Below are 15,555 nucleotides of genomic sequence, written 5' to 3' on the forward strand. Positions count from 1 at the left end.
CCTGCGCACTTCGCCGAAGAAGTATCCGTCGTCTGCGCACCGGGTGACGCGCACCTTCTGTCGTGCCGAGTTCAGGATCGGCGGAGGAACGAAGGCCCTCTACCACTGAGCTACGGGAACAGTTGTCCCCGGCCGGATTCGAACCGGCGACCACTCGATTGACAGATCGAAGTAGCCCCCGCCTACGCACCGGCACAACATGTTTCGCGAACAGACTCTACGGGGAGCGTCGCCCGGTGTCGCGCGAATTAATTCGTCACACGGGGGGCGACCGCGGACCAGCCGACGGTGAGGATGTTGTCGCGCCGCCGATGCCGCTGGTGCTGCACCGGAAGACCCTGCGCGCGAAGGATGTCGAGGGATGCCCGCCATCGAGCTCTAGGTCCGAACGAACCGTACGGCGCCGCGGTGGCCCAGGCGCGGTCGGCAGCGGTGAGAAGGGCGTGAACCGGTTCGCCGGGCACGTTTCGGTGGATCAGGGCCTTGGGTAGGCGCTCGGCAAGGTCGGAGGGTTTGTCGACGTCGAAGGGATCCCACGCGAGCGTCAGTGACAGCGGCCCCTTGGCGTCGAGCAGCACCCAGGCACAACGCCGACCGAGCTCATCGCACGTGCCGTCGAGGATCAGACCGCCCGGTGCGAGCCCAGCCTGCATCCGTGCCCAAGCAGGCCCGACCGATTCCTCAGGGTATTGCCGCAACACATTGAAAGCTCGGACGAGCACGGGGCGTAGTCCGGACAGTTCGAACCCGCCGCGGGCGAAACTCACTCCGTGCCTGGTCTCGGCCACTCGTGCCGGATCGATTTCGAGGCCTACGACACGGCGGTCCCGACGTACGGCGGTGAGTCGATCCGCGAGTTCGAACGTGGTGTGCGGGCGGGCGCCGTACCCGAGATCGACCACGAGCGGGTCGACCGTGTCGTTCAGTGCTCGTCTTACCAGCGGATTGTGAACCAGCCATCGGTCACTGCGTCGCAATCGGTTGATGCCGGTGGTGCCACGAGTGATGACACCGTGAGGCCGCCCGAGAGTTGCGGAACTCATGGGAAATTTGTGGGTTGGATGTCAGCGCTGTGACAACCATTCTTCGGTGACCTCTGCCTCCGTGCGGAAGAGGTCGACGAGATTGACGAGCATCAATTGCTCCAGCTTCCCTCCGATGAAGGGCAGATACACCTTGGCCTCGGACGAGGTGCGGAATGTGCACCCGGTGTCGGTGGTGAACAACTTCATCTCTCCGGTGAGGCTGCCCGGGCCCGCTGGTATCGACGCCTCGTAAGTGCCCATTGTCGGCTCACCGAAAGGGGTGTAGAACTCCTTGCGGGTGATGACCATGTCCTTCTTGATCACGGTCTGTGCGATCTCGGGCAGCCCCGAGCGTGGCAGTACGTGATGCAGGACGACGGAGATCCCGTCGTCGGTAACCTCGAAGTGCTCGATGTGGTTCTCGGAATACTTCCGCATCTCCTCGATGCGAGCATCCCAGTAGGCGCGGTTGGTGAACGCGCCGTACACCTCTTCGGGGGTGTACTTGTAGCGGGCTGAATAGTCGATTCGGCGAGCCATGAAGGCCAAGGCTACCGGCTTTGACCGTAGGTTTCGGATATGTGCGCCACGTCACCCGCCGAGCCACTGCTCCGTGAACCCCTGCTCTCTCTCGATCAGATGCATGATCTGGTTTGCGATGATCTCTTCGATCTTCCCGCCGATAAGCGGGATCTTGACTTCGACGTCGGCTTCGAACTGCACTTTCGACCCGGCGTCGTGACCAGTCAAGGTCTGGGTTCCGGAAATGGTGGCGGGAGCGCCCTCCACCTCGGCCGTGAACGTGCCTGCGGCACGATCACCCTCGAGCGTGTCCCATTTCTCGGTGCGTTTGATCACGAGGTCACCAGGCCGGAGCTTGGTAACGATGCCGGGCAGGTGCTTCGCGGGAATCATCTGTGACATCGCCACCGAAATGGTGCCCGGGCCGGTCGTGACCTGATCGACGGTGGCGCCAGGCCCGCCGACCCGTTCGAGTCGATCGCGCCAATACTGCTGTGTGATCAGGCCCGCATGTACCCGGCCAGCGGGAAATGAATACGACGACGAATGCTCGATGTGGCGGCTCACGACCCGCAGGCTACCGTTTGCCCTTGTGTGGGATGTGAGCATTGTCGGTCAACTCGTCGATTCGGGCGCCTTCGTGTCCGAGAATCTCGAACTGTCGGGGCTGACCACGTTGCGTGTCGGCGGGCCGGCACGAATCGTGGCGGAGTGCGACACGAAGCAGGTTCTCGTCGACGTCGTACGTCTCCTCGACTCCTCACGCGTCCCGAACCTGATCCTCGCGGGCGGTTCCAACCTCGTGATCGGTGACGACGGGTTCGACGGTGTGGTGGTTCGGGTGTCCAACGGCGCCGTAGGACTCGAAGAGAATCTGGTCACGGCGGAAGCCGGTGCCGAATGGGACCGCGTGGTTGCCCGGACGGTCGCCGCAGGGTTGGGCGGACTCGAGTGCCTGTCGGGAATTCCGGGTTCGACCGGCGCCACGCCGGTACAGAACGTCGGTGCATACGGGGTCGAGGTGGGGTCGATGCTCGAGCGGGTACACCTGCTCGACCGGAGGAGCGGCGAGACCCACTGGGTCGAGCCGCGCGCACTCGGTCTCGGCTACCGTACGAGCGTTCTCAAGCATTCGGACGACGCGCTGGTGCTGGCGGTGGAGCTGAAGGTGAACCCCGACGGTCTCAGTGAGCCGCTGCGCTACCGGGAACTGGCGGCGGCGCTCGGCGCGCCCGAAGGCCGCCGACTGCCCTCGGAACAGGTTCGCGATGCCGTGCTGGACCTGCGCCGAGGCAAGGGCATGGTGCTCGACCCCGTCGATCACGACACCTGGAGTGCGGGCTCGTTCTTTACGAACCCGGTGGTGACCGATGCCGAGTTGGCGGGTGTCCTCAGTGCGATCGCCGCGCGACTCGGCGATGTCGCCGTCCCGCAGTACTCGGCGGACGGCGGAACCAAGTTGTCAGCGGGATGGTTGATCGAGAAGGCCGGTTTCGAGAAGGGGTATCCCGGTGAGGATGCTGCGGCGCGATTGTCGACCAAGCATGCGCTCGCCCTGACCAACCGAGGCGCCGCAACGAGTGGAGACCTCCTGGCACTGGCCCGTGATGTGCGTGACGGCGTCCACGCGGCTTTCGGGGTCCGCCTCGCACCGGAACCCGTTACTGTCGGCTGCACTCTCTGAAATCGTCCGCAGCAGCGGTAGCCTCGTCGCTGTGTATGCACAAGCGCTCCGGGGAGGTCGGCCACGAATCGCGTTGGTCGTGACGGCGCTGGTCGCGCTCGTCGTACTTTTGACCGGATGCACAGTCGGTTCGACGTCGGGAACGGCCACCGCGCCTCCCGGGCCTGTGGTCGAGGTGACGCAGAATCCAGCGTCGGGTACCACGGACGTCAACCCGGTGGCTCCGATCTCTGCTACCGCGTCCCGGGGCACGTTCACCGACATTTCGCTGGTCAATGCCCAAGGCCGCGTCGTTGCGGGTGCGTTGTCACCTGACCGGACCACGTTCACGGTCGGCGAACCGCTCGGCTACGGGGTGACGTACACGTGGAAAGGGACAGCGGTCGGCACAGACGGAAAGTCGGTGGCCGTCGCCGGTAGTTTCACCACCCTCGAACCTCAGGAGACCATCTCCGCCGGCCTCAATATCGGCGACGGCCAAGAGGTAGGGATCGCGGCGCCGATCATCATGCAGTTCCACGGCACGGTCGAGGACAAGGACGCCGCGGAGAAGGCGCTGACGGTCACCACCAACCCGCCCACCACGGGTTCATGGGCGTGGCTACCCGACGACAACGGCTCGCGCGTTCACTGGCGCCCGGAGAACTATTGGGCACCCGGTACGACGGTGCACTTGGACGCCAAGTTGTACGGCCTCGACCTCGGCGCCGGAGCGTACGGAGCCGCCGATATGACGCTCGACTTCACGATCGGGCGCAGTCAGATCGTGAAGGCGGACGCGCCCAGCCATCGCATGCAGGTGGTGCGCAACGGCGAAACCATCATGGACATCCCGGTGAGCTACGGCGAGGGCAACGAGGCCCGCAATGTCACGCGCAGCGGAATTCACGTGGTTACCGAGAAGCACGAGGACTTCGTGATGTCGAACCCGCCCTATTACGAGAACGTGCGCGAGCGCTGGGCGGTCCGTATCTCCAACAACGGCGAATTCATTCACGCGAATCCGGCGACGAGCGGTGTGCAGGGTTCGTCCAACGTCACCAACGGTTGTATCAACCTGTCGCTCGCGGACGCGCAACAGTATTTCGATACCGCCATGTACGGAGACCCGGTCGAAGTGACCGGAACTTCCATCGAACTCTCCTCCGCCGACGGCGACATCTACGACTGGGCCTTCGACTGGCCCACCTGGCAGTCCATGTCCGCGCTGGCCAAGTAAGTACGCCAGGGCTGTTGGGGAAGCCCGCGAGGTTGCTCGAGCTACGTCCTTCGGCTGAACCGGGTGGAATCTGCCTGATCCCGAGGCCTGACAACGATCTGGTCGAGATTCACATGTGGAGGGCGGGAGGCGACGAACCCGATGATTTCTGCGATGTCCTCGGCCAACAGCGGGGTGATGCCCTCGTAGACTTTCTCGGCACGCTCGTGGTCGCCGTAGAAGCGCACCAGCGAGAACTCCGTTTCCACTGCGCCTGGCAGGATCTCGGTCAGTCGGACAGGCTTGCCGAGCAACTCGCCGCGCAGCGTGCGATGCAGGGCGGCTTGAGCGTGTTTGGCGGAGGTGTATGCAGCGCCGTTGTCGTAGATCGTAATGGCAGCGGTGGAGGTGACTGTGACGATCAAGCCGTCGTTCGAGTCGATCAACTTCGGCAGCAGCGCTTTGGTGACCCGAAGCGTGCCAATGACGTTGGTATCCCACATCCACTGCCAGTCTTCGAGGTCGGTGTCGATGACCGGGGCCAGGCCCTTGGCGCCGCCGGCGTTGTTCACCAGCACATCGACGCGGGGCAGGACAGCTGCAAAGGCGTCCACGGAGTCTTGATCTGTCACATCGAGTTCGAGGGCGGTGCCTTCGATTTCTTCGGCGATCTTTTCCAGCCGATCCACCCGCCGGGCTCCGATCACCACATGGAAACCCTGGCCGGCCAGCGTGCGAGCGGTGGCTTCTCCGATGCCGGAACTGGCTCCGGTGACGACAGCGATGCGGGAGTTCGGCGAAATGGTCATGGACAACATGCTAAGGTCCGCCGACGATTTCGGATGTATGCCGCCCCTGGGCGACGACGTCAGTGCTGTGGGGCCGGGTGATCAGCTGACCGGAGGGGCGCACGTCGTCTCCGGTGCCCAGCCGCGTTTCCGAAGCTCTGCACGGGCTCGGTCGATTCCCCCGTGCTCTAGTGCCGCCAGCGAGGATTCGTCCGCCCACACGAGTTCACCGCGGCGGCGGACCGCGACGCTCATCGATCCGCCGAGGTGCTCGAGCGCGCCGGGGATGTTGCGACGCTCCGCCGGGAGTGGCACCGGCAACACGTGAGCCTCGGCGAGCGGCGAACTTCCCTCGATCTCGACGCTCCACATGCGGCTACGGCCCCTCAGCGACCACCGTTCGTCGGTGACATAGGCGCGGACGGGGGAGGTGACCGGGTTACAGAGACGGACCACCGTGCCGCCGGGCAGTGCGACGACCACAGATGTGACCTCGGTGCGCAGTGGGCCTGCCACGACCTCTCCACCGGCGAATGCCACGCAGGCCTGCCGGTCGGCGAACCCCTGGGCTTGTCCCCACCACCAGGAGTCGGGGAAACCGCCCTTTCCCCAGTTCTTCTCGCCGTAGACCTGGGAACCGTCGAGGTTGATTTCCGTCTCGCCCAGGACGGCCTTCCCTTCAACACTTCCGCCCAGCAACCACGGGTGCCAGTACTGGTTCAAGGCGGGCACCGAATGGAAGACGCCCGATCCGCCCAGTCTGCGCTGTGGCCACCGGACGGCTGCGCCGATCCGGACGTCGAGGTGGGCGTCCGGCCCGAGGTCGACCTGGAGGCGGTCGATCGACCCGCGGAATGCTTCGCCCGCGAACGCACCAAGCCCGGCTGCGTTCGCGCAGCCCTCGGGATGCGCGGCCGTTCGGACGAAGGGAGCGGGGTGGCCGGCGAGGCCGAGGGTGGACCAGTGGCCGTCCGAGGCTCGGTTGATCCCGGCCAGGGCGATCACGACCTCGCCGGTGGCCGGCTGAGTGAACCGCCAGAAGTAGCCTTCCATCGCGACATCGTGTGCTGGGAGCACGTTCCCGAACGGTAGATCCGCGCCTGTCGCCCGGTATGCGTGGAGGAGGCGCGACATCGGTCAGCTTTCCGGCTGTCGATCAGCTTGATCCATACCTATGGATGCTATGCGCGCAACTGAAATCGCGCAGGGGCACGCTGGGCTCGACGAGCCATCATTGCCGCCTCGCGCGGGCAGGTCGATCAGAGGGGAAGTGACGACTCCGAGAGTCCGGTGGGTGCATCGCGCCGCCGAAACCACTCCAGACCGAACACCTCACGCAACTGGTCATCGGGCATGTGTAGGAACGGGCCGAAGTCACCGATCTGGGTGGCGTGCGCGTGCATGGCGGCACGTTTCGCGTCCATGACACCGCTGACGTCCACGACCGTGGTGATCTCCGATTCCGGCAGGCCGAACGCGTCGAGGTCCGGGGGTTGGGTCTCCTCGGACCACTCAGGGTTCAGGGCCATCAGCCGTTGGAGGTGGTCGCGGCTCACGGCTGCCTCGTAAACGTGTGGGACACCAGCCATCTCGGCCGCCCGGACGCCCACGTGATGAACCTGGACGTGGTCGGGATGGCCGTAACCGCCGTTGGGGTCGTAGATCGTGAGTACGTCGGCGGCCTCTTCGACGAGAACCGCGGCGAGTCGGGCGGCTGCCTCCTCGACATCGATGTTGCAGAACGCCGCTGGGTTGCCGTTCTCGGGCGATCCGGCCATCCCGGAGTCTGCGTAGTGCAGCGGCACCACACGCGTGGCGCCGAGCAGGCGTGTCGAGTTCTCGAGTTCGCGGCGCCGCCGCTCAGCCAGCGACTCGCCCTCGGACAGAATGCCTTCGGGGGCCTCGCCGAGAGCTCCGTCCGTGGCAGTCACCACCACGACGCGATGGCCGGCATCGGCGGCCTGACGCATCACCCCACCGGTGGTGAACACTTCGTCATCGGGATGGGCGTGGAAGCACACCAGGACACTCATGGGGTCATACTTGCACGCGCCCGAAGTCGGCGGAAGTAAACGGTGACTCGGACCCGGTTCATTGTGGTGGAGACGGATGCAGGGAATGTCTCTATGGTGGCTTCATGGCCACTCGTGAAGCTGTCGGCATCGACGGAACGCCGCTCGTCTACTCCGTGACCGGTGCCCCCGAAGCAAGGCCCCTCGTTCTCCTGCACGGTTGGGCGCAGTCCTCCAGGTGCTGGGGGACCGGGGTGCTCGCCGATCTCGCGTCCAGTTATCGGGTCATCGCAGTGGACCTGCGCGGGCACGGATACTCGGGAGCGCCCGACACCGGATACGGCGATTCCACGGTCTGGGCGGGGGATGTCGATGCGGTACTGGCAGCGGAGGGTGTCACATCTGGGGCGGTTCTGGTCGGTTGGTCCTACGGCGGTCTCGTGATCTGTGATTACCTGGCGGTGCAAGGAACCGGCGCGATTGACGCGGTCGTCTTCGTCTCGGCGATTACGAGCATGGGTCGCGGGGAGAAGGGCCATCAGATCGGACCGACGATGCGTGCTGCGCTGCCCGATGCGATGTCCGATAGTCCACGAGACGCGATCCGTGCTTTCAGTGATTTCGGAACCTCCCTGACGGGTCCACCGGAGGGCAAGGGCTCGCATTCGCAGGCGCTGTTGGGTGCCAGCCTCAGTACCCCGCCCCGAGTCCGGTCGGCTCTGCTCGATCGTGCGGCGAGTTACGACGACCTGCTGCGGTCGCTCGATATTCCGGCGCTCGTGTTGCACGGAACAGCGGACTCGGTCGTCGATGTCGCGACGGGCAGGCATGTGGTCGAACTCATACCGAAAGCGCAGGCCTCCTTCTGGGAGGGGTGCGAACACGCTCCCTTCGTCGAGGACCGAGAACGGTTCGTCAAGGAAGTCGGCCAATTCGTCGAGAACCTCGATTAGAGGCGCTGTCACACGAGGGGGCAGTATGGAGTGGTGACACCCATGCACAACGCGCCTCCCCGCAGGGTGGCAGTCCTCTCCGTCCACACCTCCCCACTGGCGCAACCTGGCATCGGCGATGCGGGTGGCATGAATGTCTACGTGCTGCAGTCCGCGATACAGATGGCGCGGCGTGGTCTCGAAGTGGAGATCTTCACCCGGGCCACGTCTTCGGCCGATGTTCCTGTCCGGGAGGCGGCACCGGGGGTGCTCGTCCGCAGTGTCGTGGCGGGGCCATTCGAGGGTTTGGACAAACAAGATCTGCCCACCCAGTTGTGCGCCTTCGTGGCCGGAGTGCTCCGCGAGGAAGCCCGGCACGAACCCGGCTACTACCACCTCGTGCATTCGCACTACTGGTTGTCGGGGCACGTAGGTTGGTTGGCCCGCGACCGCTGGGGTGTTCCGTTGGTGCACACCGCGCACACTCTCGCGGCGGTCAAGAATGCGTCGTTGGCCGAGGGGGATACCCCCGAACCGGCCGCTCGTCAGATCGGCGAGCAGCAGGTGGTAGCGGAGGCCGACCGGCTCGTGGCCAACACCAGGGAGGAATCCGATCAACTGGTCCGCCACTACGGTGCCGACCCGAACCGCATCGACGTGGTGGCGCCCGGCGCCGACCTGACTTTGTATCGGCCGGGCGACCAGGTGGCGGCCAGGGCGAAACTGGGCCTCGACCCCCGCGAGACCATCGTGACCTTCGTCGGGCGCATTCAACCCCTCAAAGCGCCCGACGTCCTGCTCCGGGCCGCCGCCGAATTGATTGCCCGCGATCCTGACTCGACCCTGCGGGTGCTCGTCGTCGGGGGGCCGTCCGGGTCGGGACTTGCTCGCCCCGACGGGTTGATCCAACTCGCATCTTCGCTGGGAATTGCACCTCGGGTCACATTCCTCCCGCCTCAGGAACCCGAGCGGCTCGCCGACGTGTACCGGGCGTCGGATCTCGTTGCTGTACCGAGCTATTCGGAGTCCTTCGGGCTGGTGGCGATCGAGGCTCAGGCATGCGGGACGCCGGTGATCGCGGCGAACGTCGGCGGCCTCGGCGTAGCCGTGCGCGACAGTGAAACAGGACTGCTGGTGGACGGGCATCGCACCGAGGACTGGGCTGCCGCGTTGCAGTCGTTGATCTCCAATCCCCGCCGTCTCGCCGCACAGGGCGCGGAGGCTCCGCGTCATGCGGAGAATTTCTCGTGGGATCACACCGCCGATGGGCTGCTCGCCAGTTATCGAAAGGCGACTGCCAACTACAACTACAACGCCGGAAATGACTCGGGTGAGTTCTCGCCGCGGCGCGGACGCGGGTTGAGGAAGTTGCGCCGGGTCGGGGGAGTGCGCGCATGAGCGACCTGAACGAAGTCATCGAATCCGCATTGACCGAACGTGGGCTGGACTTCACGCGGAAAGATTCGACGCATTTCGTCGTGGAATTGCCGGGTGAGCGCAAACTCGCGACGCCGACGCTGTTGACAGTCGGCAAGCACGGCCTGCGCGTCGAGGCGTTCGTTTGCCGTAAGCCGGACGAAAACTTCGAGGGAGTTTATCGATACCTGCTGCGCCGCAACCGGCGGCTGTATTCGGTGGCATACACGATCGACAAGATAGGTGACATCTATCTGGTCGGGCGAGTCGCGGAGCACGCGGTGACCGCTGACGAACTGGACCGGATACTCGGGCAGGTGCTCGAGGCAGCCGACGGCGACTTCAACACCATCCTCGAGCTCGGATTCGCACGCTCGATCAAACGGGAGTGGGAGTGGCGAGTATCGCGCGGGGAATCGTTGGCGAACCTGAAACCGTTCGAACACCTGATAGAAGATTCGCTGGAATAGCACCTCCCCCTCTTCCACGGTCGGCGAAATCGCGCGGGTAGAGTGTGGCCGAGTCTGTGACTGTAATCACAGTTCCGGTGCATGAATCGGCGCTCTTTGAAACCTGCACCGACCAAATGTTGCTGCAACGCTTTGAGGGAGAGGTCCAGTGAGCTTCAAGAGCCCGTTTCCGGACGTCGAGATTCCGAACCACAGTGTCTACGATTTCCTCTTCGGCCATATCGACCAGGCGGATCTGGGCAGGCCCGCGCTGATCGACGGTGCTTCCGGTGCGGTCACCACGTACGAGTCCCTCGTCGCCCAGATCAACGCTGTAGCCGGCGCGCTCGCCGCGCGGGGTATGGCGGTCGGTGACGTGGTGGGTCTGCATTCGCCGAACTCCCCGGCATTCGCGTCGGTGTTCCACGGCATACTCCGCGGCGGAGGCATCGCCACTACGATCAACGCCCTATACACGGCGGAAGACATCGCCAAGCAACTCACCGACTCGAAGGCGAAGTTCCTCTTCACCGTTTCCCCGCTGTTGCCGCAGGCAAAGGAGGCGGCTGCGAGGGCTGGGATTCCGGACTCCAACCTGATCGTCCTCGACGGCGCCGAGGGGCACCCGGCCCTGAGGGACCTGCTGGACCAGGGGGCACCCCCACCGACGGTGTCGTTCGATCCTGCTACGCAACTTGCGGTCCTGCCGTATTCGTCGGGCACCACCGGTCGCCCGAAGGGCGTCATGCTCACCCACCGCAACCTGGTGGCGAACGTGTCCCAGATCAACCCGCAGATGGGCATCGAGGCTGAAGACAAGGTGCTGGCGGTGCTGCCGTTCTTCCACATCTACGGTATGACGGTGCTGCTCAACGCCGCACTGTTCAACCGGGCGAGCCTGGTGACGATGCCGAAGTTCGACCTCGTCGAGTTCTTGCGGATCGTCTCCGAGCAGAGGTGCACGTACGTGTTCATCGCCCCGCCGGTCGCGGTGGCATTGGCCAAACATCCGGCTGTCGACCAGTACGACCTGTCGTCTGTTCACACCGTTTTCTCCGGCGCAGCCCCGCTCGATCAGGAACTGGGCAAGGCGGTCGCCAACCGGCTCGGCTGCCGCGTCCGCCAGGGCTACGGGATGTCGGAGATGAGCCCCGTCAGCCACTTCATCCCGTTCGATCGCGACGACGTCGCGCTCGACTCCGTCGGTTCCACGATTGCCAACATGGAGTGCAAGCTCATCGACCCGGCCACCGGTGAAGAGATCGTGTTTCCGGCCCAGGGGGTCAGCGAGCCCGGCGAATTGTGGTGCAAGGGCCCCAACATCATGCTGGGTTATCTCGGCAACGACGAGGCCACCGCAGAAACGCTCGACGCCGACGGCTACCTGCACACCGGCGACATCGCCACCGTCGATGCCCAAGGAGTCGTGACGATCGTGGACCGACTGAAAGAGCTGATCAAATACAAGGGTTACCAAGTTCCGCCTGCTGAACTCGAAGCCCTGCTTCTCACCCACCCGCAGATAGCCGATACTGCCGTCATCGGTGTTCTCGACGACGACGGTGAGGAGGTGCCCAAGGCGTTCGTGGTCAGGCAGCCGGACGCTGAACTCGACGAGTCCGCTGTCCTCGAGTTCGTTGCCGAGCGGGTTGCGCCACACAAGAAGGTTCGCAGGGTGGAATTCATCGACATAGTGCCGAAGTCGGCGGCGGGCAAGATCCTGCGCAAGGACCTCCGGTCGAGAGAAGTGAGGAGCTGACGGCAGGATCCAAAGCGCCAGGGCTGAAGCGCAGGATTTGGCGCTCGGGTGCTCACAGTGTGGGGGTTCCGGGATTCGTGCCAGGATGAACGGCATGAGTACCGGAACCCTAGTGCTGCTCCGCCACGGCGAGAGTGAATGGAATGCACTCAATTTGTTCACCGGCTGGGTGGACGTCCACCTGACCGATAAGGGCATCGCTGAAGGCAAGCGCGCCGGCGAATTGCTTGTCGAGCATGATGTGCTCCCCGACGTTCTCTACACATCGTTGCTGCGCCGTGCCATCAGCACCGCGAACATCGCGCTCGACGTCGCGGATCGCCACTGGATTCCGGTCGTTCGCGACTGGCGTCTCAACGAGCGCCACTACGGCGCCCTTCAAGGGCGCAACAAGGCGCAGGTCAAGGACAAATACGGCGACGAGCAGTTCATGTTGTGGCGGCGCAGTTACGATACGCCCCCGCCACCGATCGAGGCCGGTAGCGAATACAGTCAGGATGGGGACGACCGCTACGCGCACCTCGGTGAAGTGCCGCTCACCGAATGCCTGCTCGACGTCGTGAAGCGCCTCATTCCATATTGGGAGGAGACGATCTCCGCCGACTTGAGGGCTGGCAAGACCGTGCTGATCACCGCGCATGGCAATTCGCTGCGTGCCTTGGTCAAACACCTCGACGGAATCTCTGACGAGGACATCGCAGGTCTCAATATCCCGACGGGCATCCCATTGCGGTACGACCTGGACGAAAACCTGCTTCCCCTCAACCCGGGCGGGACCTACCTCGACCCGGCTGCCGCTGCGGCCGGCGCCGCCGCTGTAGCCAACCAGGGCGGCCGGTAACACGTGTACCAGGCCGGAGGTTCATTCCTCGGATCTCCGGCCGAAGTCGGGGTCTATGTCGGTCGAAGAGCCAGGACCCTTCGCAGCCTCCCCGTCGCGCGAACGTACGATTCAGGCGTGAGTGTTACGCAAGCCGTTCCGTTCGCCATCATGGGCGGCTTCGTCGGGTACCTGATCGGCGGTGTACTGGTACCCGTACTTGGCGCAAGACGAGCACGGCGGGCCGAGCGCAGCTCCGGCCTCACCGTGTCGCAGGTGCTCGACCTGATCGTCCTGACATCGGAGAGCGGCATTGCCGTCGTCGACAAATTTCACGACGTTGTCTTGTTCAATCCCCGCGCCGAAGAACTGGGCCTGGTCCGAAACCGCCTCCTTCACGACCGTGCCTGGGTGGCGGTGCAGCGGGTATATGAGACCGGAGCTTCGGTCGAGCTCGACCTGACTGCCAAGAATCCGCAGCGTGGGCGCGACCGTATCGCGGTGCGCGGTACCGCCAGACTCCTGAGCCAGGAAGACCGCAACTTCGTGGTCCTGTTCGCAGACGACGATTCCGAGCAGGTTCGGATGGAAGCGACGCGCCGCGACTTCGTTGCCAACGTCAGTCATGAACTCAAGACGCCTGTGAGTGCTATGGGCCTTCTAGCCGAGGCGCTTCTCGAATCTGCGGACGATCCCGAAGCGGTTCGGCACTTCGGCGAGCGCGTGCTCAGCGAATCCGAGCGACTCGGAAAGATGGTCACCGAACTGATCGCGCTGTCGCGGTTGCAGGGTGCGGAGAAACTGCCCAACCTCGAGGTCATTTCGGTAGACCAGATCGTGGATGAGGCGCTGGCGCGTTGCAAGATATCGGCTGAAGCGGCGGGTATAGCCGTAACCACGGACCAAAACGGCGGCTTGGAGGTGCTCGGTGACCGTGACCTGCTGGTCACCGCATTGTCAAATCTGATTCAGAACGCCATCGCCTACTCGACGAACGGCACCCCTGTCTCGATCAGCCGGTCGATCCGTGGGGACAATGTGGCGATCGCGGTCACTGATCGCGGCGAAGGTATTGCGAAGGACGACCAGGAGCGCGTGTTCGAGCGGTTCTTCCGGGTCGACAAGGCGCGGTCCCGGGCGACCGGCGGAACAGGGCTCGGCCTCTCGATCGTCAAGCACGTGGCAGCCAACCACAACGGCTCGATCGACCTGTGGAGTAGGCCGGGTACAGGTTCAACGTTCACCTTGCAGATTCCTGCACACAACGAGACTGCGGACGTCGAGGGCGCAGAAGTCGGGAAGAGAGAAATCGATTTGGAGGCCAAGCGATGACAAGTGTGCTGATCGTGGAAGACGAGGAGTCCCTGGCGGAGCCGCTGGCCTTCCTGCTACGCAAGGAGGGGTTCGAAACGACAGTTGTCGGCGACGGGCCTTCTGCCCTTGCGGAGTTCGATCGCACGGGTGCGGACATCGTCCTCCTCGACCTCATGCTGCCCGGTATGAGCGGAACAGACGTGTGCAGGCAACTCCGCAGCAGGTCAGGTGTTCCCGTCATCATGGTCACAGCGCGAGACAGTGAGATCGACAAGGTCGTCGGGCTCGAACTCGGTGCCGACGACTACGTGACCAAGCCGTACTCCGCACGGGAGCTGATCGCCCGCATTCGTGCGGTGCTCCGGCGCGGCACAGACAGCGAACTCGATACCGCGCAGGGGTCCGCAGTGCTAGAGGCCGGTCCCGTTCGGATGGACGTGGAGCGACACGTGGTCCGGGTGAACGGGGAGACCGTCACCATGCCTTTGAAAGAGTTCGAACTTCTCGAGTACCTGCTGCGCAATTCCGGGAGGGTCCTCACACGCGGGCAGTTGATCGATCGAGTGTGGGGTGCCGACTACGTCGGCGACACCAAGACACTCGACGTCCATGTCAAGCGTCTGCGCTCGAAGATCGAGAACGACTCCGGCAAGCCGGAACGCCTGATAACGGTTCGAGGGCTCGGGTACAAGCTGGAGACTTGATCAGATCCTTGCCCCGGACGGTTTGTCGACTGCGCGGCTGATTCACCGCGCCGACGGCGGGCGCTACGTGCCTGCCCCTTGTTTCTGCGGGCGCGCTTCACCGTCTTCTTTGCCCTTTTTCGCGGCGACCCGGGTGGCCGGATGGACGGCTATCAACCCGAGTCCTGCACGCCGCTTGCACAGTTTCGCCAACTCGCCGTAGGCGGCCTTGCCGAGCAGTTCGGTCAATTCAGGAGCGTAGGACTGCCAGACGGCCTGGGTGCCCACGTGGGCATCCGGGGAGCCAGAGCAGTACCAGTCGAGGTCTTCGCCACCTTCACCCCAGCCGCGCCGGTCGTATTCGGTGATGGTGGTCTTCAGGATCTGAGTGCCATCAGGACGTTCGACCCACTCCTGGGTGCGACGGATCGGAAGCTGCCAGCACACGTCGGGCTTGACCTCGAGCGGTTCGACTCCACGTCGCAGCGCCATCGAGTGCAGTGCACAGCCGATGCCGCCTTCGAAGCCGGGGCGGTTGAGGAAGATGCAGGCACCTTTGTATCGGCGGGTACGCAGCGTCGGCTCGTCCTCCAGGTCGTCTTCCTCCAGGTAGCCCTTCTTGCCGAGACCCTTGTCGATGAATTGCCAGTCGTTCGGTGTGAGCAGTTTCACTGCTGCGTTCAGCTTCTCGAGGTCCTCTTCGTCGGAGAGGAACGCGCCGTGCGAGCAGCATCCGTCGTCGGGTCGGTCACCTATGATTCCCTGGCAGGCGGGGGTACCAAATACGCAGGTCCAATGCGAGAGCAACCACGTCATATCCGCGGCAATGATGTGCTCGGTATTGTCGGGGTCGGGAAATTCGACCCACTCGCGAGCGAAGTCGAGGGGCACTTCCGGGTGGGGCGTCATCTTGTGCGAGCGCCCCCTACTGCCTGCTGTCACAAGGACCGACG

Annotated in this window: 16 protein-coding genes; 9 read left to right on the forward strand and 7 right to left on the reverse strand. The window is 64.2% G+C overall.

Annotated elements, in window-relative coordinates; translation table 11 throughout:
• Nucleotides 1–248 precede the first annotated feature (248 nt).
• The 3 genes from AB0I57_RS15365 to AB0I57_RS15375 are packed head-to-tail and all read right to left on the reverse strand — an operon-like array spanning nucleotide 249 to nucleotide 2,114.
• A complete protein-coding gene (locus AB0I57_RS15365; protein ID WP_358336720.1) occupies nucleotides 249–1,043 on the reverse strand; it encodes a class I SAM-dependent methyltransferase in 795 nt (264 codons plus the stop codon).
• A 21-nt stretch (nucleotides 1,044–1,064) separates the two neighbouring features.
• Entirely contained in the window at nucleotides 1,065–1,565 is a 501-nt protein-coding gene (locus AB0I57_RS15370) for a DUF2505 domain-containing protein (protein WP_358336722.1), read from the reverse strand.
• Nucleotides 1,566–1,616: 51 nt separating this feature from the next.
• Nucleotides 1,617–2,114 carry a DUF2505 domain-containing protein gene (locus AB0I57_RS15375; protein ID WP_358336725.1) on the reverse strand — a complete coding sequence of 166 codons (498 nt, stop codon included), beginning with the start codon at nucleotides 2,112–2,114 and terminating at the stop codon, nucleotides 1,617–1,619.
• A gap of 25 nt (nucleotides 2,115–2,139) precedes the next feature.
• Between AB0I57_RS15375 and AB0I57_RS15380 the strand changes: the two genes are divergently transcribed.
• Together AB0I57_RS15380 and AB0I57_RS15385 are read left to right on the forward strand one after the other, a co-directional pair.
• Complete coding sequence (locus tag AB0I57_RS15380; protein WP_358336728.1) at nucleotides 2,140–3,231, forward strand: UDP-N-acetylmuramate dehydrogenase; 1,092 nt, start codon at nucleotides 2,140–2,142, stop codon at nucleotides 3,229–3,231.
• 31 nt (nucleotides 3,232–3,262) lie between these two features.
• Complete coding sequence (locus AB0I57_RS15385; protein ID WP_358336731.1) at nucleotides 3,263–4,450, forward strand: Ig-like domain-containing protein; 1,188 nt, start codon at nucleotides 3,263–3,265, stop codon at nucleotides 4,448–4,450.
• 41 nt (nucleotides 4,451–4,491) lie between these two features.
• On the opposite strand, the gene AB0I57_RS15390 is transcribed toward AB0I57_RS15385, so the two are convergent.
• The 3 genes from AB0I57_RS15390 to AB0I57_RS15400 all read right to left on the reverse strand — a co-directional run bounded on the left by AB0I57_RS15390 (nucleotide 4,492) and on the right by AB0I57_RS15400 (nucleotide 7,250).
• Nucleotides 4,492–5,238, reverse strand: a complete 747-nt coding sequence (locus tag AB0I57_RS15390) for an SDR family oxidoreductase (protein WP_358336734.1) — start codon at nucleotides 5,236–5,238, stop codon at nucleotides 4,492–4,494.
• 81 nt (nucleotides 5,239–5,319) lie between these two features.
• A complete protein-coding gene (locus AB0I57_RS15395; RefSeq protein WP_358336737.1) occupies nucleotides 5,320–6,351 on the reverse strand; it encodes a tocopherol cyclase family protein in 1,032 nt (343 codons plus the stop codon).
• A gap of 125 nt (nucleotides 6,352–6,476) precedes the next feature.
• Nucleotides 6,477–7,250: a PIG-L family deacetylase gene (locus AB0I57_RS15400; protein ID WP_358336740.1), complete on the reverse strand. Its 774-nt coding sequence runs from the start codon at nucleotides 7,248–7,250 to the stop codon at nucleotides 6,477–6,479.
• Nucleotides 7,251–7,354: 104 nt separating this feature from the next.
• Between AB0I57_RS15400 and AB0I57_RS15405 the strand changes: the two genes are divergently transcribed.
• The 7 genes from AB0I57_RS15405 (at nucleotide 7,355) to AB0I57_RS15435 (ending at nucleotide 14,623) form a co-directional block, all read left to right on the forward strand.
• Nucleotides 7,355–8,182 (forward strand): alpha/beta hydrolase, encoded by an 828-nt coding sequence (locus AB0I57_RS15405; protein WP_358336743.1) that lies wholly within the window; start codon nucleotides 7,355–7,357, stop codon nucleotides 8,180–8,182.
• Between the two features lie 42 nt (nucleotides 8,183–8,224).
• Entirely contained in the window at nucleotides 8,225–9,559 is a 1,335-nt protein-coding gene (gene mshA, locus AB0I57_RS15410) for a D-inositol-3-phosphate glycosyltransferase (protein WP_358337509.1), read from the forward strand.
• The gene (locus AB0I57_RS15415; RefSeq protein ID WP_358336746.1) at nucleotides 9,556–10,047 is read left to right on the forward strand and encodes a YbjN domain-containing protein; all 492 of its coding nucleotides are present in this window, start codon (nucleotides 9,556–9,558) and stop codon (nucleotides 10,045–10,047) included. Before mshA ends, AB0I57_RS15415 begins: the two co-directional genes overlap by 4 nt.
• A 148-nt stretch (nucleotides 10,048–10,195) precedes the next feature.
• Entirely contained in the window at nucleotides 10,196–11,785 is a 1,590-nt protein-coding gene (locus AB0I57_RS15420) for an AMP-binding protein (protein WP_358336749.1), read from the forward strand.
• Between the two features lie 85 nt (nucleotides 11,786–11,870).
• Entirely contained in the window at nucleotides 11,871–12,626 is a 756-nt protein-coding gene (locus AB0I57_RS15425) for a phosphoglyceromutase (protein ID WP_358336752.1), read from the forward strand.
• Nucleotides 12,627–12,743: 117 nt separating this feature from the next.
• Nucleotides 12,744–13,937: an ATP-binding protein gene (locus AB0I57_RS15430; protein ID WP_358336755.1), complete on the forward strand. Its 1,194-nt coding sequence runs from the start codon at nucleotides 12,744–12,746 to the stop codon at nucleotides 13,935–13,937.
• Complete coding sequence (locus tag AB0I57_RS15435) at nucleotides 13,934–14,623, forward strand: response regulator transcription factor (RefSeq protein WP_358336757.1); 690 nt, start codon at nucleotides 13,934–13,936, stop codon at nucleotides 14,621–14,623. The genes AB0I57_RS15430 and AB0I57_RS15435 overlap by 4 nt, the downstream gene beginning before the upstream one ends.
• A gap of 63 nt (nucleotides 14,624–14,686) precedes the next feature.
• Here AB0I57_RS15435 and AB0I57_RS15440 read toward each other — a convergent pair whose 3' ends face one another.
• Nucleotides 14,687–15,511, reverse strand: a complete 825-nt coding sequence (locus tag AB0I57_RS15440; RefSeq protein WP_358337512.1) for a hypothetical protein — start codon at nucleotides 15,509–15,511, stop codon at nucleotides 14,687–14,689.
• Between the last annotated feature and the right edge of the window lie 44 nt (nucleotides 15,512–15,555).

It is taken from the genome of Rhodococcus sp. NPDC049939 (assembly GCF_040656415.1).
Classification (GTDB): Bacteria; Actinomycetota; Actinomycetes; order Mycobacteriales; family Mycobacteriaceae; genus Rhodococcus_F.